Genomic DNA, 19,494 nt, shown 5'->3' with positions numbered 1-19,494 from the left:
AGACTTCTTATAATAAAGTATAGATTATGATAGATATAATGAAAAATCGTAGGACTATCCGCAAATATACAGAGCAGGATATTCCCGAAGAGTTGTTGAATGAATTGCTGGAAGTGGCAGTCCGTGCTTCCAATACCGGTAATATGCAGTTATACAGTGTGGTTGTTACCCGTGACCAGTCCAATAAGGAGAAACTGGCCCCGGCTCATTTTAATCAGCCAATGATTACGACGGCTCCGGTTGTATTGACTTTCTGTGCCGATGCCAACCGTTTTGTGAAATGGGCGGAACAACGGAAAGCGGAAGCTGGATTTGATAATTTGCAGACTTTCATCGCCTCTACTATTGATGCGATGCTGTTTGCACAGGCTTTCTGTGATGCGGCTGAAGAGAATGGTTTGGGTATCTGCTATTTGGGGACGACTGCCTATAATGCCGATAAAATTATCGAAGCGTTGTCTTTACCCCGCCTCGTTGTGCCTATCGTTACTGTAACTGTCGGTTATCCGGCTATGCCGTTGCCGGAACAGGTGGAACGACTCCCTTTGGCTGCCGTGGTTCATCAGGAGGCTTATGTAGATTATACTCCGGATATGATAGACGAATTATATGGTGAAAAGGAAGCACTGGAAGTCAATAAACAGTTTGTGAAAGAAAACAATAAGGAAACACTGGCACAGGTGTTTACTGATGTTCGTTATACGAAAAAGAATAATGAGTATTTCTCCGAAGTGCTGTTGAAGGTTTTAAAAGATCAGGGATTTATGAAATGATCTTTACCTCATAATGCATAAAAAGTCCGCTTTCTATCACACCAGTGATGGACTTGATTGCATTCTCCAGATTGTCGGGTATATTGTTGAACCATACATCGAGTATCAGATTCCCGTTTTCGGTGATAATCGGACCGTCCTTGCCTTGTGCCATCCGAAGTTTTATGTCAACCGGACTTAATGACCGGAGAGCCTGGTCCGCATGTATCAATGCATCCGGAAAGATTTCTACCGGAACGGGGAAACGGGAACCCAGCTTCGAAACCATTTTGGAAGGATCAGCAATAATGAAGGTTTGCGGACTGGAACTAATCAATAGTTTTTCTTTGAACATGGCACCGCCACGTCCTTTGATCATATTATGATTGGGATCGATTTCGTCCGCTCCGTCAAAAGTCCAGTTCGGTTTGTGTTCAAGCAGGCTTGTCAGGGGGATACCGAGTTTGGCACAAGCCATCTTTATCTCCTGGGAAGTAGGAATGGCATGGATATGTAACTGTTCGGTCCGGATACGGTCGGCTATTTTCAATAATGCCAGATAAGCCGTTGAGCCTGAACCTACGCCGATAATGTCGCCGTCTTTTACCATAGAGGCGATCTTGTCGGCTACTTTTTGTTTTTCTTCCCGGTTGGAAATCTCTTTACCCCATTCCAACGAATCGATGATTGTTTTTTCCCAGTCCATAATGTGTTGATCAGATGCGTTCTAATACTGTTTCAATCAATCCGGTTAATGAACCTTTATAATTGGTGTTCATGTTCTTGTCTACCCGGCCGGCAATGATGCAGCAGACTGTCATGGCGCGATGTCCCATCAGGGCGGCAAGACCGGCAAGCGAAGAACTTTCCATCTCGAAGTTTGTGATTTGCCTTCCATTATAATTGAATGCTTCAATCTTTTCATTCAATTTGGGGTCGGCGAGAGGCAGACGAAGTTCACGGCCCTGCGGTCCATAAAATCCGTTTGCAGCTATTGTCACACCACGGATAATATCGTTTCCGGTAATTTGTTCGATCAGAGAATGATCGGCTGGTACGACATAAGGAGAAAGGCCGGAAAGTTTCCAGTCCAATTGTTCCTTCAAAGCTGCTTCAAAAGCTGTATCCCTGGCACGTTCGGTGTTTGCATAGAAGTAAATGACACCATCGAAACCAATGGATTTTTCAGCGGCAACGTACGTGCCGACAGGAACAAACGGTTGCAGACCTCCCGATGTCCCGACGCGAACCAAAGTCAATTGTTTAAATGTCGGTTTTACGGTACGGGTAGAGAAGTCGATATTGGCCAGTGCATCCAGTTCGTTCAGTACAATATCTATATTGTCCGTTCCGATGCCGTGGGATACAACTGTGATACGCTTTCCTTTATAGGTACCGGTTATAGTGTGGAACTCCCGGCTGGATACTTCGCATTCTTGTGTGTCGAAGTAAGAGGCAACGGTTGACACCCGGTCGGGGTCGCCTACCAGGACTACTCTGTCTGCCAGCTGCTCCGGCTTAAGATGCAGATGGAAGGCGCTTCCATCTGCATTTATAATTAATTCGGATTCGGGAATGACTCTCATCTGATTAGTCTTTAAGCGGTTTTGAAGGAGCACTGGTCGGTTTGGCTATTGCTTCACGCATAGATGTATCGGCATCAATGTTCTTCATCTTATAATAATCCATGATACCCAGGTTTCCGGAGCGGAAGGCTTCTGCCATTGCTTTCGGAACTTCTGCCTCTGCTTCGATCACTTTGGCGCGGGCTTCCTGAGCTTTTGCTTTCATTTCCTGTTCTAAAGCAACAGCCATTGCACGGCGTTCTTCGGCTTTAGCCTGGGCGATGTTCTTATCAGCTTGTGCCTGGTCCATTTGAAGGAATGCACCGATGTTCTTACCTATATCGATATCCGCGATATCGATGGACAGGATTTCAAATGCCGTACCGGCATCAAGCCCCTTACGGAGTACCAGCTTAGAGATTGAGTCCGGATTTTCCAATACTGTCTTATGACTTTCAGACGAACCGATGGATGATACGATACCTTCGCCCACACGGGCAAGGATTGTTTCTTCACCGGCACCACCGACCAACTGTTTGATATTGGCACGAACGGTTACACGGGCTTTGGCAATCAACTGGATACCATCTTTTGCAACGGCAGTTACAGGAGGAGTATCGATCACTTTCGGGTTAACCGACATCTGAACGGCTTCGAATACGTCACGGCCTGCCAGGTCGATAGCTGTTGCCATCTGGAAAGGCAGGTCTATATTTGCCTTGGAGGCAGATACCAGTGCATGAACCACTTTCTCAACATGTCCGCCTGCCAGATAGTGTGCTTCCAGTTCATCACGGGTCAGCGACTTCAGACCGGCTTTGTGTGCTTCGATCATGGCACGGGCGATAACATAAGGAGGTACATTACGGATACGCATCAAAAACAGCTGTATCAGCGAGATGTTTACACCCGATACTTTGGCCGAGATCCATAGCAGGAACGGCACATAGTAAAAGAAAATTGCCAGCAGCAATACCGCTGCACCCAGTAGGATAAAAGGCAAATAGTTCAATTCTTCCATATAAATTTAATTAAGCGTGAATATCTGTTTGTTCTTTTCTCTTAACCAATACGTTATAACCGTCGACACGCAGTACTTCGACCGGCGTGTTTTCGTCTATCAATTCATCCATCGACTTCGCCTCGACAGTGATGCCCTTGATGCGTGCTTTGCCGATGGGGGCAAGGCGTGAAAGGGTGATACCTTCGTCACCCGGTTCGATGCCCAGGTCACGGCTTGAAGTCAGTTTGGAGTCGACATCCGTTTTCAGGGCGACCTTGTTGAATGACCGGGCACGTAATAACCATACAAATGAGGCGGCAAAGGCTGTTAACGACAGGAACAATGTGATATGTCCGACCGTTTCACCTACCGTATAGGCATAAATAACGCCTGATGCCGCGAAAAGAAATCCTCCGACACCGGCAATTGTTATTCCCGGCAAAAGGAATATTTCCAGCAGGATAAGCACGATGGCTACCAGCATCAAAAAGACAATAATGGTTATTTCCCAAATCATAATAGTCGCGGTTGAATTATCTGTTACTTTTTAAATAGTTTATCTCCGTATTACGAGCTTTCTTTTCCAACTCTTCAGGCTGGTCAAGCAGACTGTTTAATTGCTCTTCCGCTTCAAGAATTGCCGGTTTCAACTGTTCCTTCTTTGCACTGTTCCCGGAAGAATAGGAGGCTCTGAGGTCGGCCAGTTTATCATTCAGTTCTTTTATCTGTTTGTTCAGTGAGACAACTTTTCCATAGTAACTCTTTGCTTCCGGACTTTTGATATCGTCCAGTTTATAGTAAACCAGGCTGTTGTTTATCACGAACTCGAAATCTTTTTCGATTTTCGCTTCCCCGTAAGGTATTTCTTTATGGGCCAGTTCGATCAGATTGCTGTAGTCGCTTCCCGGTTTCCATGAGTCTTGAATGGAAGTGATGGCGGCACGGGCACGTTTCATTTCGATATCTTCACTTTCCACGCGGCTGTGTTCATTGTTCGGGATGAACAGGTAAACACATACTTTATCTTCGGGCTGGAAGCGGTCTGATACGAACCATCCCAACTCCTTGGTTTCATCATACACCATCATATAATCATTGAACGGTGAGTTGAAAGGCATGCTTAACTGTTCCGGTGCCAGATAAGTATCGGAGTTGATGTTGTAGCGTGTAACGAACAGGTCGTATCCGCCTAATGAACCGTTTCCTTTGGAGGCATAGTAGATGGTGACTCCGTCAGACAGAACAAAAGGATAATTGTCGTCATCGTTGCTGTTGATATTCATCGGCAACTGTTTTTCATCCCCCCATTTGTCCATCAATCTGGATTGGGTGAAAAGACAGTATCGGTCGTTGTCTGTTGCATGGGCATAATAAATCTTGTCGCCCTTCTGGTTCATATAAACCGTTGAGGATACAGGTTCATTTGTCTGGAAGAAATCTTTGAAAGAAGTCAATGTGCCGCTTTCTTCGCTCAGTGTATAAGCTGCCAGAAAATCATCTTTGTCGACAACGATACTGTCTATAATCTGTACATCTTCCGTCTTTTCCATCATCCGGTGGGCGTTCTCAGCCAGACTGAGTTTTTCTTCGAATGCTTGTGTGTCCTGTTTCTTTTTAGTCAGCAGGTCGATGTATTCTTCCATCATTTCCGCCGCTTCATCAAAACGGTAGGTCTGATAATAAACATCCGACAGATAGCGATAAGCTTCCTGAACTTTGCGCTTGACTGCCACTTTCAGATGTTTTTCGGCACCGGCCAGATCTCCGGTCTCGTAACAACACACACCATACCAATGATTATAGGACGAGTTGCTGGGAGCTTGTTTCACCAGTTTCTCAAAGGCAGGTTTAGCTTCAGCGTATTGTCCTTCGTTGTATAGTTTTTTGGCCTGGTCCAGGCTCTGTGCCTGCAGGCTGCAGCAAAGAAATGTAATTCCAATTGTGTAAAACAGTTTTTTAGATAACCGGCTCATTGTCTCTTGTTATGATATAATTATACTGATTCAAAGATAATAATATTTTTAGTTAAGCGTACAATTCATTAGATAAATATCTATTTTTGTGCCCGATTTAGAGTAGATATGGCAAAGTTGACAGCAGAAGAACTCCTGTTCTGGAAAATAGAAGAGAAAGTGAAGAGGGCAATTTTCGAATATAGCCTGATCGCCAATGGTGACCGCATCCTGATCGGATTGTCGGGTGGAAAGGATTCGCTTGCCCTTGTCGACCTGCTGGGGCGTCGTTCAAAAATCTACAATCCCCGCTTTGAAGTGGTCGTGGCGCATGTGGTGATGACGAATATTCCTTATTGCTCGGATGCGGAGTACCTGAAAAGCTGTGCCGATGAACACGGATTACCGTTTATCATTCACGAAACGAGTTTCGACGCTTCTACCGATACACGTAAGTCTCCTTGTTTTCTTTGTTCCTGGATACGGCGAAAGGCCTTGTTTGATATAGCCAAGAAGCATAATTGCAATAAGATCGCCCTGGGGCATCATCAGGATGATATTATCGAAACATTACTGATGAATATAACCCATCAGGGGGCTTTCGGGACTATGCCTCCGCGGTTGAAGATGGATAAGTTTGATATGGAGATCATCCGTCCGATGTGTCTGGTTGAAGAAAAAGAACTGGTCCGTATTGCCGAATGGAAAGGGTATCGTAAACAAATAAAGAACTGTCCGTATGAGTCCGGTTCCAGCCGTTCGGATATGAAAGAGGTCCTGGCCCGGCTCGAAGCTATAAATCCGGAAGCACGTTACAGCATCTGGAACAGTATGTCGAATGTACAACAGGATTATCTTCCTCAAAAAAATAAATAAGTTATGCAGGGTTTTTATACTATTCTGTTATTGGTCGTATCAAATATTTTTATGACATGTGCCTGGTACGGCCACCTGAAGATGAAACAGCAGTTCAGTTGGTTCGAACATTTGCCGTTGATCGGTGTGATCTTATTCAGTTGGTTTCTCGCTTTCTTCGAATATTGTTTTCAGGTACCGGCAAACCGTATGGGATTCAGGGAGAATGGCGGACCGTTCAATCTGATACAATTAAAAGTAATACAGGAGGTTATTACGCTTGTCGTATTCGTGGCTTTCAGTGCTATCGCCTTTAAAGGAGAATCGTTTAAATGGAATCATGCATTGGCTTGCTTACTTTTGGTAGCGGCGGTATACCTGGTATTCAAGAAGTAAATAAGTAATCGGCGTACAATGAACCCACCTCGGGGATTATAGTTGCTATTTCCGTTAAATGCAACAAATATCAGTGAACCAGCTATGGGTTTAATTTTGAATTCAACTATCATACTATCATAATTTGATGTAATATGCGTATAATGAGTGTGTTACCCTATGATGGTTGTTGTTATTAACTATCATTTATCTATCATGCAACGATCATATTTACATTGTTTTAACTAAACTATCGTTCCTGTATCTATTAAAAAGCCTCTATCCCAAGTCTTTTTTGCCGAAATATATAGACTTATTTCATCGAAACAACTATTTATTGTTGTCAGGATGCCCGTTTTATCCTGTTTGACACCCGGATGTTGACGATGCTCAGACCCGGGTGTTGGCAACCTTGAGACCCGGGTCTCGAACAACATAAGTAATTACTTCCTTGAAAATAAGTCATATACTTCAGCAAAAAAAGAAGCTTACACTGGACCTTTGGATAAGACTATGATAGTTGCCTGATAGTTATATGATAGTTAATAATAACAACTGTCATAGGGTAATAGTCTTGTAATTAATCTCTTATGATTTTAAATGATAGTATGATAGTTGGTTTGATAAATCGTTTGAAGAGGGCATTCCATCCTCAACATGCTATTGGTTTTTAATTATCCCATCCAGATACCGTAATATTTCTGTTTCTTCGTCCGGATGAAACCATTTGATCTCTTCGTCCCGTTTAAACCAGGTCATTTGTTTGCGGGCATAGACACGGGAGTTGCGCCGTATTTTCTCTACGGCCAGGTCGAGCGGCCATTCTCCGTCGAAATAGTTGAACAGTTCTTTATAGCCGACCGTATTGAGTGAGTTCAGGTGGCGGAAAGGGTAGACTTTGCGCGCTTCTTCCAGCAGGCCGTCAGCCATCATCTGATCGACACGGCGGTTGATGCGGTCGCATAATTCTTCGCGGTCGCGTGTCAGTCCCACTTTAATGATTTTAAATGGGCGTTCTTTCTTTATATTGGTGCGGAAAGATGAATAAGGCTTTCCTGTCATCCGGCATATCTCGACGGCATGGATTACCCGTTTGTAGTTCATCCGGTCTACTTCTTCATAATGGACAGGGTCGGATTCTTTTAACTCCTGTAGGATATTTTCCAGTCCTTCACGCTCGAACTGGGCGTAAATAGCCTCACGTATATCGGGGGTGACGGTTGGAATATCATCAATGCCTTTACATACGGCGTCGATGTACATCATGGAACCGCCTGTCATTACAACGGTTGGAGTGGTACGGTGGAGTGTTTCCAGGAGGCAGATTACGTCTTCTTCAAAGTTACTGGCGCTGTAATAATCGGTCAGGTCCAGTGTCCCGACCATATAATGTTTTACTCTTGCCATTTGTTCGGCGGTGGGAGCTGCCGTTCCGATAGGCAGGTCTTTATAGAGCTGACGGGAGTCGGAGGAAATAATAGGCGAACCGAAATGTTCTGCTACGCGCAGGCTCAGTTCGGTCTTTCCGACTCCTGTCGGCCCGAGTAATATGACAAGGGAGTTCATCAATTAAAAACGCTCGTCGTCGTACGGGTTTTCCATCGGTACGTCGCCTAAACCTTCGAAACCGCCTTTGTCCAGTTCGTCGATGTCATATTCTGAGTCACCATAAAAGTCTTCGCCGATCTCTGTGCTTCCGTTTTTGGTTTCGAACTCATCGAAGTCGATCGTCTGGGCAGGTGCGACACCTATTGATTTGCTGACGATTGCTTTATCGAGATCTTTACCCGGCTCTATTTCGCGGAGCTCCATGAAGAAAGCACGTTCGGTCATATAGTCGAAAACGAACATAAGTTTCTGGTGTTCGTCTTCAAGCAATTCTTCCAGACGAGTTTCAGCCATTATATAGTTATCCACTTCCGAAGTGGTGTCCATTTCAACTAATGTAATTTCCGTATTTTTGCTCCAATCGTCGTCACAAATAAAGAAAGAGCACATCTGATCTTTCGTGTAGCCAACCGATTCAAGGATGGCGTCGTGCAGATCAAGGAAAGTTGCTTCCGCATCAATCTTGATTTCGCGTTTGAAGTCATCTACTTCATCTGATAGAATGAGGAATCTAAATACCATAGTCTTTTTAGTTTTTTGTTGGTTCAAAAGTAGTAAAATAAAAATAATGTGCCAATAAAATAATATGCCAATATACCAATAAAAATACTATCTGTTGATATTTTCATTGGCGTATTGGCATATTGCCTGATTAGCACATTATTATTCGTCGATCGAACCTCTTACGATACCGCGTTCGGAAGTCTTGATAAAGTTGAGTATCAGGTCTCTTTCTTCGCTGGCTTCGTATTCGGTTTCGATAGCCTTGATGGCTTCCGTATTATTCAGGCCACGGGTATATAACGTACGGTAGATATCCTGTATCAGGAATACCTGCTGGTTGGTGAACCCACGGCGGCGTAATCCTACGATATTGATGCCACAGTAAACAATCGGATCGCGGCCGATCAACGTATAAGGCGGAATATCTTTACCGATACGGGAGCCGCCCTGTACCATCACATGTTTCGATATGCGGGTAAACTGGTGAACCAGGCTGCCGCCGCTGACAATAGCAAAATCGTCAATCTCCACTTCTCCGGCTATCTGGGATGCGTTCCCGAGGATAATATGATCTTTCAGCACGCAATCGTGTGCGATATGGGAATATGCCATAATCAGGCAATCGCTTCCGACTATGGTCTTTCCCTTTGATGCTGTTCCCCGGTTGATCGTGACACACTCGCGGATCGTCGTATTTTTTCCGATTTCAGCGGTGGTCTGCTCTCCTTTGAACTTGAGATCCTGTGGAATACCGGCAATTACAGCTCCCGGGAAGATGGAACAGTTGTCTCCGATCCTTGCCCCGTCGAGAATGACTGCATGTGAATAAATATGACAATTGTCGCCTATTACTACATCCTTTTCAATCACTGCAAAAGGATCTATCGTTACATTCTGGCCGATCTTTGCTTCGGGATGAACGACTGCTAAAGGGGATTGATTCATTGCCTTCTTCTGTTATTATTATTTGTTTTTAATGATCTGAGCCATAAATTCAGCTTCGCAAACCAGCTTGTCGCCAACGAAGATATAACCTTTCATCGTGGAAATACCGCGGCGGATAGGAGCCAGCAGTTCCAGACGCAGGATCAGTGTATCTCCCGGTACTACTTTCTGGCGGAATTTTACGCCATCGATCTTCATGAAATAAGTTGAATAGCGTTCCGGTTCGTCTACTGAATTCAGAACGAGCAAACCTCCGGTCTGTGCCATTGCTTCAACCAGCAATACACCCGGTGTAACAGGTTCCTGCGGGAAGTGTCCGGTAAAGAACGGTTCGTTTGTCGTGATATTTTTTATTCCGACGATATAGTTACCGCCTATTTCGATGATCTTGTCGACCAGCAGGAAGGGGTAACGGTGGGGAAGCAACTCGCGGATACGGTTGATGTCCATGATCGGAGCTACGTTCGGATCGTAAATCGGAGCTTGTACTTCGTTTAATTTGATGTCCTTGCGGATCATGCGGGCCAACTGGTTGTTGATCTTATGTCCGGGGCGGGTTGCGATGATGCGTCCGCGGATAGGCTTGCCGATCAGTGCCAGGTCGCCCAGTACGTCAATCAGTTTATGGCGTGCCGGTTCGTTGTCGAATACCAGCGGTTTGTTGTTGATGTAACCCAGGTCGCATACGTCTTTGTGGGGTATGCCGACTTCGTCTGCCAGTTTGTCAAGTGTTTCCTGCGGCATTTTCTGGTCGTAGATTACGATTGCATTGTCCAGGTCACCGCCTTTGATCAGGTTGTTCTGGCGGAGCATTTCCACTTCACGAACGAATACAAATGTACGGGAAGCGGCAATTTCTTCGGGAAACTCGCTCAGATCGTTCATAGTGGCGAACTGATTGGATAAAACGGGCGAATCGAAGGAGATCAGCACATTCACACTGAACTTCTCGTCAGGGAGGATGATCAGTGAAGAGCCTGTTTCTTCGTCTTTTACTTCGATCTTATGTTTTACGATGTAAAAATCTTTCGGAGCGTTCTGTTCAACGATTCCTGCTTTCCGGATCTCTTCAGAGAAGAAACGTGAGCTACCGTCCAGAATCGGAAACTCGGGAGCGTTCACTTCAATCAGGCAATTGTCGATTTCGTAGGCATATAATGCTGCCATTGCGTGTTCAACTGTGCTGATCTGGATGCCGTTCTTTGATAAAACGGTACCTCTTTGTGTACTGGCTACGTTTTCTGCCAACGCATCAATAACAGGTTGTCCTTCCAGGTCAACACGTTTAATTTTGTATCCGTGGTTTTCCGGTGCCGGATTGAACGTGATCTGTATGTCCAGTCCGGTATGCAAGCCTTTACCTTGCATCGAGAAACTCTTGGCTAGCGTCTTTTGTTTCTGCATACGTATATTAATTATTTATTGATTTCCTTTTTTAATTGTTCGATCTCGCGTTGCAACTGTCCCAGTGTACGGTACATATCGGGCAAGCGGTTGAATACGGCGCTTGAACGCATGAAGTTCTTCGCGTCGATAGCCGGAGCACCCAATACAGTCTTAGCTTCCTTGATGTCGCTGATCACACCGGATTGTGCACCGAATACGACGCCGTCGGCAATATGGATATGTCCGGCCAGTCCTACCTGTCCGCCGAACATACAATGGCTGCCGATCTTGACTGAACCGGCGATACCTACCTGGGCTGCCATTACAGTATTTTCTCCGACTTCTACGTTATGGGCGATCTGCACCAGGTTATCCAGTTTCACACCGCGGCGGATGATGGTTGACCCCATCACGGCACGGTCGATCGTGGTATTGGCCCCGATCTCGACATTGTCTTCCAATACAACATTCCCCAGTTGCGGGATCTTTTTATAATTCTCTCCTTCGGGAGCAAAACCGAAACCGTCCGAACCGATCACTGAACCGGCATGGAGGATACAATTATTTCCGATTTTACATCCGTTATAGATGGTTGTATGCGGATAAAGAATGCAGTTATCTCCGATAGTCACGCCATCACCGATGTATGCGTTGGGATATATCTGGCAGTTCTTACCCAGCTTTACCTGTTCTCCGATATAGGCAAAGTTGCCGACAAAGCAATCTTCTCCCATTGTCGCAGAGGCTGCAATGAAAGCAGCCGAAGAAATACCGGCTTTTTTAGGTTTTGACTGTTCTACCAGGTTGAGTAACATGGCAAGAGCAGAATATGCATTTTCAACTTTCACTAAAGTAGCGGTGATCTGTTCAGCCGGAGAAAAGTCGTTATTCACCAGAACAATGCTTGCTTCTGTATTATAGATATAATGTTCGTACTTGGGATTAGCCAGAAACGTCAGTGTTCCGGGTTGTCCTTCCTCTATTTTTGAGAAGTTGCTAACTTTCACTTCCGGGTTGCCATCAACGGTTCCACCAAGAAAGTCCGCTATTTGTTGGGCTGATAACTCCATTACTTATTTTGTTATATTGTATTTTGAATTGAGACTGCTCCACTAAGAACAAAGCAGTTTGCAAAAATGGTGAAAAATATTGGGATAGCCTATGCTTTGCAGGGAATAATTCCCTTATCATGCAGATATCCTGCCATTTCACGTTGTACAGCTTGTGCTGCTTCGCGGGCAAATGAGGCAAAATTCTCCGATTTATCTACGTAAATGATCGCACGTGAAGAGTTAACAAGCAAACCGCACTGATCGTTCATTCCGTATTGAGCCACTTCCTGCAAGCTGCCACCCTGTGCTCCGACACCCGGAACCAACAGGAAGTGGTTGGGAGCATGTTTACGGATGTCCAGGAACATTTTTCCCTGAGTTGCACCGACAACGTACATCATCTGTTCGTCGGTAGCCCAGTCCTGCGATTTCTTCAATACTTTTTCAAACAGACGTTCGCCGTTGGCATCTTCCGTCATCTGGAAATCCTGTGAGCCTTTGTTTGAAGTCAATGCCAGCAGGATTACCCATGCTTCGGGATAGATCAGGAACGGTTTTACGCTGTCTTCGCCCATGTAAGGAGCCACTGTAACGGCATCCACTTTGATATGGTCGAAGAAAGAGCGGGCATACATTTCGGAGGTGTTACCGATATCGCCACGTTTCGCATCGGCGATAATGAACTGGTCCGGATAGTTTTCGCGCAGGTAAGTAACAGTCTTTTCAAAGGCAAGCATACCTTTCACACCCAGACTTTCGTAGAAAGCCAGGTTCGGTTTGTAAGCTACACAGTAATCGGCTGTAGCATCGATGATTGCCTTGTTGAAAGCGAAGACAGGATCTTCTTCAGAAAGTAAATGCTGCGGGATTTTTTTTATATCTGTATCCAATCCTACGCAAAGGAAAGATTGTTTCTTTTTAATGTTTTCGAATAATTGTTGCTTGTTCATCTTGTCTTGTGTCAAATAGTGAAATTGTTATAGTTCAGCTTCTTTCAGGCGTTCTGCATTTTCGGCAACGGTCAGTTGGTCGATGCAGGCTTGTATATCGCCGTCCATGAAAGCAGATAAATTATAGATCGTGTAGTTGATACGATGATCGGTGATACGTCCTTGCGGATAGTTGTATGTCCGGATCTTCGCGGATCGGTCGCCCGACGATACCATTGTCTTGCGTTTGTTGGCAATGTCGTCCAGGTATTTCTGATGTTCTTTGTCATAAATGAAAGAACGCAGGCGGGTAAGTGCGCGTTCCTTGTTTTTCGGCTGGTCGCGCGTCTCCGTACATTCGATCAGGATCTCTTCGCTCACACCGGTGTTCGGGTTCTTCCAGACATATCTCAAACGTACGCCCGATTCGACCTTGTTCACATTCTGGCCGCCGGCACCTCCCGAACGGAAAGTATCCCACTTAATTTCACCTTCATTAATTTCAACATCAAACTCGTCTGCTTCGGGGAGCACAGCCACGGTAGCTGCTGAGGTGTGTACACGTCCCTGAGTTTCAGTACTGGGTACACGCTGAACACGATGTACGCCCGATTCATATTTGAGCGTACCATATGCTTTCTCACCGCTAACGGTGAAAATAATTTCTTTATATCCGCCCGACGAACCTTCGCTGCAACTTGACAGGGCGACTTTCCAGCCTTTGGCTTCGCAGTATTTGATATACATGCGATAGAGGTCGCCGGCAAAAAGGGCGGCCTCGTCGCCTCCCGTTCCGCCACGAATTTCAACGATAGCATTCTTATCGTCTTCCGGATCGCTCGGAACAAGCAACAGCTTGATCTCTTCTTCCAGTTCCGGAATGCGGGCATTGCAGGCATCCAACTCTTCGCGGGCAATTTCCCTCATTTCAGGATCCTGCTCGGTATCGAGCATCTGCCGTGCTTCATTTATACCATTTAATGTATTGACATATTCGTTTCGGGTAGTCACGATCTTCTCCAGATCGCGATACTCTTTATTGAGTTTTACAAACCGTTTCATATCGGCTATCACTGCCGGGTCGGTAATCAGTGTTCCGACTTCTTCAAAACGGCTTACTAATCCGTCCAGTCTTCCTAATAAATTATTATCAGCCATTTATCAGATTAATATACGAAGCGACCTTTTTCGCTTTCAATAATCAATTCATTCTTATCCGCCTCTTCCACGAAGCCTACGATTTGTGCATCAATGTTGAAGCTCTTGGCAATGCTGATCACTTCTTCAGCATGTCCGGGCGACAGATAGATCTCCATGCGGTGACCCATGTTGAACACTTTGTACATTTCGCTCCAGTCGGTTCCGCTCTGTTCCTGAATAATACGGAAAAGAGGAGGAACAGGGAACAGGTTGTTCTTTGTCACACGCTTGTTTTCGACGAAGTGCATTACTTTTGTTTGTGCTCCGCCTGAACAGTGTACCATACCGTGTATCTGCGAACGTAGTTTATCCAACAATACTTTGATTACCGGAGCATAGGTACGGGTAGGGGAAAGCACCAGTTTACCGGCGTCGATACCCAGTTCTTCGATTTTGTCGGTCAGTTTCAGTCCGCCTGAATAAACCAGTTCATCGGGAACTGCTGCATCGTAGCTTTCGGGATATTGGGTTGCCAGATATTTGGCAAATACGTCGTGACGGGCAGAGGTCAGACCATTGCTGCCTGTTCCGCCGTTATATTCTTTTTCGTAGGTAGCCTGTCCGTAAGATGCCATTCCGACAATTACGTCGCCCCCTTGTATATGACTGTTATCAACCACGTCTGCACGTTTCATGCGGCAAGTCACGGTGCTGTCGACGATGATCGTGCGAACCAGATCGCCCACATCGGCCGTTTCGCCTCCGGTGGCATAGCAGCCTACACCCATTTCGCGCAGTTCTGCCAGCAGTTCGTCCGTTCCGTTAATAATGGCGGAGATTACTTCGCCGGGGATAAGCAGTTTGTTACGTCCGATAGTGGAAGAAACAAGTATATTGTCTACCGCACCCACACACAGCAGGTCGTCGATGTTCATGATCAGTGCATCCTGGGCAATACCTTTCCACACTGACAAGTCACCGGTTTCTTTCCAGTACATGTAAGCCAGGGATGATTTTGTTCCGGCTCCGTCAGCGTGCATAATGTTACAGTATTCAGGATCACCGCCTAATATATCAGGGATGATCTTACAAAATGCTTTAGGGAATATTCCCTTGTCGATGTTCTTTATTGCATTGTGAACATCTTCTTTTGAAGCGGATACACCGCGCAGGTTGTAACGTTGGTCACTCATTGTTTTTACATATTTGGCTGCAAAGATACTATTTTTTTATGTTACTTATCTAAGTTTAAGCACATCTCCTTCTTCAGGAACGTAATCTTTGTCTTTTTTATTCATCTTATACAGGCTCTTGATCTGTATTCCGTATTTCTGTGCGATGCTGTGCATGGATTCTCCGACTTGTACAACATGGTCGTAATTAGGCTTATCGGCTTTCTTCTTCTTCTTTTCAATATAGACGATATCGCCTTTTTGCAACGGGAAGTCTTCCGGTACTTCGTTGAACTTTTTCAGATCTTTTACAGGGAAGTCCAGATTCTGTGCGATTTGGTCGAAGCTGTCGTTCTCTTTGGCATAAACATACAGTAGACCGTAAGTTCTGTATATCGTATATTTGACGGTCGGGTATTTAAGTTTTTTCTTTTCCTGGCGTGTTAATTTGTGTACTTTTCCGGTATCATAACGGTAAAGTTCATAATCTTCAATTACTTTAATCAGTTTGTTGGCATATGCGCGATCGGTTGCGTAACCACATTTTTGCAGACCTCTGGCCCAACCCTTGTAATCAGTTATTTTTAATTGAAAAAGCCGGTCGTAACGCGAGCGTTTCAAAAATTTGGAGTGATCTTCATATGAATCTTCCACCCGTTTGTATTTACGGAAACATTCTCCACGCAGGTCGTCGTCATGATAAACACGTCCGCCGCGCCAGTCGGAATGACATTTGATGCCGAAGTGGTTGTTTGAGCGGCGTGCCAGGTCGCTTTGTCCGGCTCCAGACTCCAGTAGTCCCTGTGCCAGAGTGATACTGGCGGGAATTTTGTACTTCTTTTGTTGTTCTATAGCCAGAGCGCTGTATGTTTTTATATACTTTTCGTATGAAGGTATTTTGCGCTGGGTTGCTGCCTCCGCTAATGTCGCTATAAAAAATAAGAGGCAAAAAATCCGTATTGTCAGTTTCATAAAACGAGTTCCTAAAGTATTTATTTTCGCAAAGATAATGAAGCTGGATATATTATTCTTCTAAATAATCTATAAAATACTGGTTTATATCCTGCTAATTTTAGCCAGATAATCAAAATGTTCTCCTTCCCGTATCTTCTCCGCTTTGAACCCGTTGTTTGCCGCATGCAGGCTGAGCGTTTGAAAATCGAGGTATAACCAGTCGAATCGGTCGCCCCTGATATTTTTATATTGCATGCGAAAATCCACTTCTCCGTAATAGTCATCATCAATATCTATATCGAGATTGCCATCTTCATCTTCAAACAGGTAACGGAGGTCGGAAGAGTCCATCCATACACAACCTCCCGGGGCAAGCAGGCGTTTTAAAGTATGGAAGAAAATCGGGAGATTGGCTATCTTTCCGACAATCCCCGAACCGTTCATCAGCATCAGGATCGTATCGAAGCTGCCGCTGAACTGTTCGTTGAAGAAATTTTCCAGGCAGGCATCCTTTACGCCTCTTTTCAGCATGACCTCTACAGACAAAGGTGAGATGTCGATGGCTTTTACCGTCTTTCCCATTTCCTGTAATGCCAGCGAATGGCAGCCGCTTCCGGCACCGACGTCGAGTATTCTGCCTTCGCTCATGCGGAGTGCTTCTTGTTCCAGTACCGGCATTTCTGTAAAATTGCGGAATAACTGTTTCACCGGGATTTCATCTTCATCGAACATGGAAGAAAAAACGCGGAGTTTACTAGCTTTACCGTTCGCGAAATAATCTGCGATAGCGGCGCCCATCGGGTCTTTTTGGGGGGTAAGTAGGGGTATTTGCATATCCTGATTTGGAATTATTCGTATTTTATCGGACAAAGATACAAATTTACTATCTTTGTTTATCTAATCATCAGTCTTATGAAAGAAATCAAACTGGAAACAAAAATAACGGTTTATTCGCTGAACGAAGTTCCGGATGAGGAACTGCCTTTGGTTCATGCGGCTTTGAAGGCAACGGAACAATCATATGCTCTTTATTCAAAATTTCATGTCGGGGCGGCAGCGTTACTGGCTGACGGGACAATTGTGACGGGAAGTAATCAGGAGAATGCGGCTTACCCATCCGGTTTATGTGCGGAGCGGGTTACTTTGTTCCATGCCGGACATCAGTATCCCGATATTCCGGTAGTTGCCCTGGCAATTGCGGCGGTAACAGGAGGGAAGCAGGTGGAAAGTATTTCGCCTTGCGGTGCTTGCCGGCAGGTGTTGTTGGAGACAGAACAGCGATATGGTAAGCCTGTGAAAGTGTTACTTTGCGGAATAAAGGATGTGATGGTTGCTCCGAGTGCGGCATCGCTTTTACCTCTTTGTTTTGGGAAAGAAGATTTGAAATCGGAATAATATGATAAGTACTGAATGTACGTAGTAAAAAAGCGGAACAAGAAGTTGAACCTCTTGTCCCGCTTTTTTATTTAACTATCTGGTCAGATACCCAAAGATGCTTTGATCTGGTTGATCTTTTCTTCGGCAGCTTTGTTTGCTTCCGGTAAATCTTCCAGGCTTTTTACTTTTGAATGAACTTCGCAGTAGAATTTAATCTTCGGCTCTGTTCCTGAAGGACGGATAGATATTTTCGTATTGTCTTCAGTGAAGTATTGAAGTACGTTGGAAGTTGTCGGCATATCCAGCGTGATCGTTTCGTTATCGATGTAGCTGTAACCTTTCAGTGATGCATAATCATAGAATAATGAAACTTTAGAACCAGCGATTTCCTGTAACGGATTTTCGCGGAAGTTCTTCATCATCGCTTCGATTTCTTCTGCACCGCTCTTGCCTTTTTTCACAACAGAAATACCTTTTTCTTTAGAGAAGCCATATTGTACATAGATGTTCTGCAACAACTGGTACATGGTGATACCCTGATCTTTTGCCCATGCTGCGATTTCTGCCAGGATAGCACATGCGGAAACAGCATCTTTATCGCGAACGAAGTCTTCGCAAAGGAATCCGTAGCTTTCTTCACCGCCACCGATGTAATTTTTCTTTCCTTCGTTTTTCTTCATTACGTCGGCAATCCATTTGAAACCGGTGTAAACGTCGTATATTTCAACACCGTTGCGCTCAGCGATCGTACGGATCAGTTCGGTTGTAACGATTGTTTTTACGATATATTCTTTACCGTTTACCTTGCCTAATTCTTTCCAGCGGGTAATCAGGTAATAAACGAACATCAAAGCTGTCTGGTTACCGTTCAGCAATACCCATTCGCCTTCGTTGTTCTTAACTGCTGCACCAACGCGGTCAGCATCCGGGTCGGAAGCCATAACCAGTTCGGCATCTGTTTCTTTCGCTTTCTCAACAGCCATAGCCAGTGCTGCTGGTTCTTCCGGATTCGGCGAAATAACTGTCGGGAAGTCGCCGCTAACAACATCCTGTTCCGGGACATGGATGATATTAGTGAATCCGAATGCTTTCAATGTAGCCGGAACAATCTTTACACCGGTACCGTGGATCGGAGTGTAAACGATTTTCATGTCATGGTGACGTTTGATCGCTTCCGGAGAAAGGGAAATAGTCGTCAAAGCGTCGATATACAAATTGTCGATTTCAGAACCGATGATTTCAATCAGGTCTTTATTGCCTTTGAACTTGATGTCGCTGGCATTGCGGATCTTGTTTACTTCGGCGATCGTGTTACGGTCGTGCGGAGCGATCATCTGTGCACCGTCGTCCCAGTAAGCCTTGTAACCATTGTATTCTTTCGGGTTATGTGAAGCTGTCAGGATGATACCGCTCTGGCATCCCAGTTTACGGATAGCAAAAGACATTTCCGGTGTCGGGCGAAGGTCTTCGAACAGGTACACTTTTATACCGTTAGCAGAGAAGATATCTGCCGAGATTTCGGCAAACTTGCGGCTATTGTTACGGCAGTCATGGCCGATAACAACTTTGATCTGATCCAGATTGGCAAATTCCTTTTTCAGATAATTTGACAAACCTTGTGTAGCAGCACCGACAGTATAAATATTCATACGGTTGGTTCCTACACCCATGATACCTCTTAAACCTCCTGTACCAAATTCAAGGTCTTTGTAGAAAGATTCGATCAGTTCGGTCGGATCTTCGCTGTCTAATAATTCCTGAACTTTTGCTTTTGTTTCGGCATCATAACTTTTGGTAAGCCAGCTTTGCGCTTTACTTCTTACCATTTCTAGCAGTTCGTTGTTTTCCATACCCAAATATCTTGCATTTATATATGTGTTATTTCCTTATTTAGGAGAAAACAAAGATACAAATTAATTGTTGTA

The 19,494-nt window shown here is 44.9% G+C and carries 20 protein-coding genes; 4 read left to right on the top strand and 16 right to left on the bottom strand.

The genetic code is table 11. From position 1 onward, the window contains the following. The first annotated feature begins 26 nt into the window (after window positions 1–26). A complete protein-coding gene (locus tag DWW91_RS22025) occupies window positions 27–773 on the top strand; it encodes a nitroreductase family protein (RefSeq protein WP_122328919.1) in 747 nt (248 codons plus the stop codon). Here DWW91_RS22025 and rpiA read toward each other — a convergent pair. Genes rpiA through DWW91_RS22000 form a run of 5 tightly spaced genes read right to left on the bottom strand, consistent with a single transcriptional unit; the run spans window position 763 to window position 5,293 of the window. Further along, on the bottom strand, window positions 763–1,458 hold the full coding sequence (gene rpiA / locus DWW91_RS22020; RefSeq protein ID WP_007653916.1) for a ribose 5-phosphate isomerase A: 696 nt from the start codon (window positions 1,456–1,458) through the stop codon (window positions 763–765). The genes DWW91_RS22025 and rpiA overlap by 11 nt on opposite strands. 10 nt (window positions 1,459–1,468) lie before the next feature. Next, window positions 1,469–2,338: a nucleoside phosphorylase gene (locus DWW91_RS22015; RefSeq protein ID WP_010800399.1), complete on the bottom strand. Its 870-nt coding sequence runs from the start codon at window positions 2,336–2,338 to the stop codon at window positions 1,469–1,471. 4 nt (window positions 2,339–2,342) lie between these two features. After that, window positions 2,343–3,338, bottom strand: a complete 996-nt coding sequence (floA, locus tag DWW91_RS22010) for a flotillin-like protein FloA (RefSeq protein ID WP_007653914.1) — start codon at window positions 3,336–3,338, stop codon at window positions 2,343–2,345. A 10-nt stretch (window positions 3,339–3,348) separates the two neighbouring features. Continuing rightward, window positions 3,349–3,837, bottom strand: a complete 489-nt coding sequence (locus DWW91_RS22005; protein ID WP_122328918.1) for an NfeD family protein — start codon at window positions 3,835–3,837, stop codon at window positions 3,349–3,351. A 16-nt stretch (window positions 3,838–3,853) separates the two neighbouring features. Beyond that, on the bottom strand, window positions 3,854–5,293 hold the full coding sequence (locus tag DWW91_RS22000; protein ID WP_007653911.1) for a M48 family metallopeptidase: 1,440 nt from the start codon (window positions 5,291–5,293) through the stop codon (window positions 3,854–3,856). Between the two features lie 108 nt (window positions 5,294–5,401). On the opposite strand from DWW91_RS22000, the gene DWW91_RS21995 reads away from it, so the two are divergent. After that, window positions 5,402–6,148 carry a tRNA 2-thiocytidine biosynthesis TtcA family protein gene (locus DWW91_RS21995; protein ID WP_122328917.1) on the top strand — a complete coding sequence of 249 codons (747 nt, stop codon included), beginning with the start codon at window positions 5,402–5,404 and terminating at the stop codon, window positions 6,146–6,148. 3 nt (window positions 6,149–6,151) lie between these two features. After that, window positions 6,152–6,523: a DMT family protein gene (locus DWW91_RS21990; protein WP_007653908.1), complete on the top strand. Its 372-nt coding sequence runs from the start codon at window positions 6,152–6,154 to the stop codon at window positions 6,521–6,523. A gap of 639 nt (window positions 6,524–7,162) precedes the next feature. Here DWW91_RS21990 and miaA read toward each other — a convergent pair. The 10 genes from miaA to DWW91_RS21940 all read right to left on the bottom strand — a co-directional run bounded on the left by miaA (window position 7,163) and on the right by DWW91_RS21940 (window position 17,026). Next, window positions 7,163–8,068 (bottom strand): tRNA (adenosine(37)-N6)-dimethylallyltransferase MiaA, encoded by a 906-nt coding sequence (miaA, locus tag DWW91_RS21985; RefSeq protein WP_007653906.1) that lies wholly within the window; start codon window positions 8,066–8,068, stop codon window positions 7,163–7,165. Between the two features lie 3 nt (window positions 8,069–8,071). Continuing rightward, on the bottom strand, window positions 8,072–8,632 hold the full coding sequence (locus DWW91_RS21980) for a hypothetical protein (RefSeq protein ID WP_007653904.1): 561 nt from the start codon (window positions 8,630–8,632) through the stop codon (window positions 8,072–8,074). A 141-nt stretch (window positions 8,633–8,773) separates the two neighbouring features. After that, window positions 8,774–9,559 (bottom strand): acyl-ACP--UDP-N-acetylglucosamine O-acyltransferase, encoded by a 786-nt coding sequence (gene lpxA, locus DWW91_RS21975; protein ID WP_007653902.1) that lies wholly within the window; start codon window positions 9,557–9,559, stop codon window positions 8,774–8,776. Window positions 9,560–9,577: 18 nt separating this feature from the next. Further along, the gene (locus DWW91_RS21970) at window positions 9,578–10,963 is read right to left on the bottom strand and encodes a bifunctional UDP-3-O-[3-hydroxymyristoyl] N-acetylglucosamine deacetylase/3-hydroxyacyl-ACP dehydratase (RefSeq protein WP_046147734.1); all 1,386 of its coding nucleotides are present in this window, start codon (window positions 10,961–10,963) and stop codon (window positions 9,578–9,580) included. A gap of 11 nt (window positions 10,964–10,974) precedes the next feature. Further along, a complete protein-coding gene (gene lpxD / locus DWW91_RS21965; protein ID WP_007653898.1) occupies window positions 10,975–12,015 on the bottom strand; it encodes a UDP-3-O-(3-hydroxymyristoyl)glucosamine N-acyltransferase in 1,041 nt (346 codons plus the stop codon). 89 nt (window positions 12,016–12,104) lie between these two features. After that, window positions 12,105–12,947, bottom strand: coding sequence for an orotidine-5'-phosphate decarboxylase (gene pyrF, locus DWW91_RS21960; RefSeq protein WP_010800394.1), 843 nt, complete (start codon window positions 12,945–12,947; stop codon window positions 12,105–12,107). Between the two features lie 27 nt (window positions 12,948–12,974). Next, on the bottom strand, window positions 12,975–14,084 hold the full coding sequence (prfA, locus tag DWW91_RS21955) for a peptide chain release factor 1 (protein WP_007653895.1): 1,110 nt from the start codon (window positions 14,082–14,084) through the stop codon (window positions 12,975–12,977). An 8-nt stretch (window positions 14,085–14,092) separates the two neighbouring features. Beyond that, window positions 14,093–15,259, bottom strand: a complete 1,167-nt coding sequence (locus tag DWW91_RS21950; RefSeq protein WP_122328916.1) for an AIR synthase related protein — start codon at window positions 15,257–15,259, stop codon at window positions 14,093–14,095. Between the two features lie 45 nt (window positions 15,260–15,304). Beyond that, window positions 15,305–16,210 (bottom strand): glucosaminidase domain-containing protein, encoded by a 906-nt coding sequence (locus DWW91_RS21945; RefSeq protein ID WP_122328915.1) that lies wholly within the window; start codon window positions 16,208–16,210, stop codon window positions 15,305–15,307. A gap of 84 nt (window positions 16,211–16,294) precedes the next feature. Beyond that, on the bottom strand, window positions 16,295–17,026 hold the full coding sequence (locus DWW91_RS21940) for a bifunctional 2-polyprenyl-6-hydroxyphenol methylase/3-demethylubiquinol 3-O-methyltransferase UbiG (protein ID WP_122328914.1): 732 nt from the start codon (window positions 17,024–17,026) through the stop codon (window positions 16,295–16,297). Window positions 17,027–17,104: 78 nt separating this feature from the next. Here DWW91_RS21940 and DWW91_RS21935 point away from each other — a divergent pair, with 78 nt between their 5' ends. Next, a complete protein-coding gene (locus DWW91_RS21935; RefSeq protein ID WP_122328913.1) occupies window positions 17,105–17,587 on the top strand; it encodes a cytidine deaminase in 483 nt (160 codons plus the stop codon). Window positions 17,588–17,670: 83 nt separating this feature from the next. Here the strand turns inward: DWW91_RS21935 and DWW91_RS21930 are convergent, their stop codons facing one another. Further along, window positions 17,671–19,419: a phospho-sugar mutase gene (locus DWW91_RS21930; protein WP_007653886.1), complete on the bottom strand. Its 1,749-nt coding sequence runs from the start codon at window positions 19,417–19,419 to the stop codon at window positions 17,671–17,673. Window positions 19,420–19,494 lie beyond the last annotated feature (75 nt).

It is taken from the genome of Parabacteroides sp. AF17-3, from assembly GCF_003635445.1.
Lineage (GTDB): Bacteria > Bacteroidota > Bacteroidia > Bacteroidales > Tannerellaceae > Parabacteroides > Parabacteroides goldsteinii.
Note: the sequence above shows the minus strand (reverse complement) of the source record. Positions and strands in the feature narration are given on the sequence as shown.

Bases quoted from the DNA above. Each gene is read 5' to 3' on its own strand.
- DWW91_RS22025 (WP_122328919.1), top strand. From the start codon at position 27: ATGATAGATATAATGAAAAATCGTAGGACTATCCGCAAATATACAGAG.
- rpiA (WP_007653916.1), bottom strand. From the start codon at position 1,458: ATGGACTGGGAAAAAACAATCATCGATTCGTTGGAATGGGGTAAAGAG.
- DWW91_RS22015 (WP_010800399.1), bottom strand. From the start codon at position 2,338: ATGAGAGTCATTCCCGAATCCGAATTAATTATAAATGCAGATGGAAGC.
- floA (WP_007653914.1), bottom strand. From the start codon at position 3,338: ATGGAAGAATTGAACTATTTGCCTTTTATCCTACTGGGTGCAGCGGTA.
- DWW91_RS22005 (WP_122328918.1), bottom strand. From the start codon at position 3,837: ATGATTTGGGAAATAACCATTATTGTCTTTTTGATGCTGGTAGCCATC.
- DWW91_RS22000 (WP_007653911.1), bottom strand. From the start codon at position 5,293: ATGAGCCGGTTATCTAAAAAACTGTTTTACACAATTGGAATTACATTT.
- DWW91_RS21995 (WP_122328917.1), top strand. From the start codon at position 5,402: ATGGCAAAGTTGACAGCAGAAGAACTCCTGTTCTGGAAAATAGAAGAG.
- DWW91_RS21990 (WP_007653908.1), top strand. From the start codon at position 6,152: ATGCAGGGTTTTTATACTATTCTGTTATTGGTCGTATCAAATATTTTT.
- miaA (WP_007653906.1), bottom strand. From the start codon at position 8,068: ATGAACTCCCTTGTCATATTACTCGGGCCGACAGGAGTCGGAAAGACC.
- DWW91_RS21980 (WP_007653904.1), bottom strand. From the start codon at position 8,632: ATGGTATTTAGATTCCTCATTCTATCAGATGAAGTAGATGACTTCAAA.
- lpxA (WP_007653902.1), bottom strand. From the start codon at position 9,559: ATGAATCAATCCCCTTTAGCAGTCGTTCATCCCGAAGCAAAGATCGGC.
- DWW91_RS21970 (WP_046147734.1), bottom strand. From the start codon at position 10,963: ATGCAGAAACAAAAGACGCTAGCCAAGAGTTTCTCGATGCAAGGTAAA.
- lpxD (WP_007653898.1), bottom strand. From the start codon at position 12,015: ATGGAGTTATCAGCCCAACAAATAGCGGACTTTCTTGGTGGAACCGTT.
- pyrF (WP_010800394.1), bottom strand. From the start codon at position 12,947: ATGAACAAGCAACAATTATTCGAAAACATTAAAAAGAAACAATCTTTC.
- prfA (WP_007653895.1), bottom strand. From the start codon at position 14,084: ATGGCTGATAATAATTTATTAGGAAGACTGGACGGATTAGTAAGCCGT.
- DWW91_RS21950 (WP_122328916.1), bottom strand. From the start codon at position 15,259: ATGAGTGACCAACGTTACAACCTGCGCGGTGTATCCGCTTCAAAAGAA.
- DWW91_RS21945 (WP_122328915.1), bottom strand. From the start codon at position 16,210: ATGAAACTGACAATACGGATTTTTTGCCTCTTATTTTTTATAGCGACA.
- DWW91_RS21940 (WP_122328914.1), bottom strand. From the start codon at position 17,026: ATGCAAATACCCCTACTTACCCCCCAAAAAGACCCGATGGGCGCCGCT.
- DWW91_RS21935 (WP_122328913.1), top strand. From the start codon at position 17,105: ATGAAAGAAATCAAACTGGAAACAAAAATAACGGTTTATTCGCTGAAC.
- DWW91_RS21930 (WP_007653886.1), bottom strand. From the start codon at position 19,419: ATGGAAAACAACGAACTGCTAGAAATGGTAAGAAGTAAAGCGCAAAGC.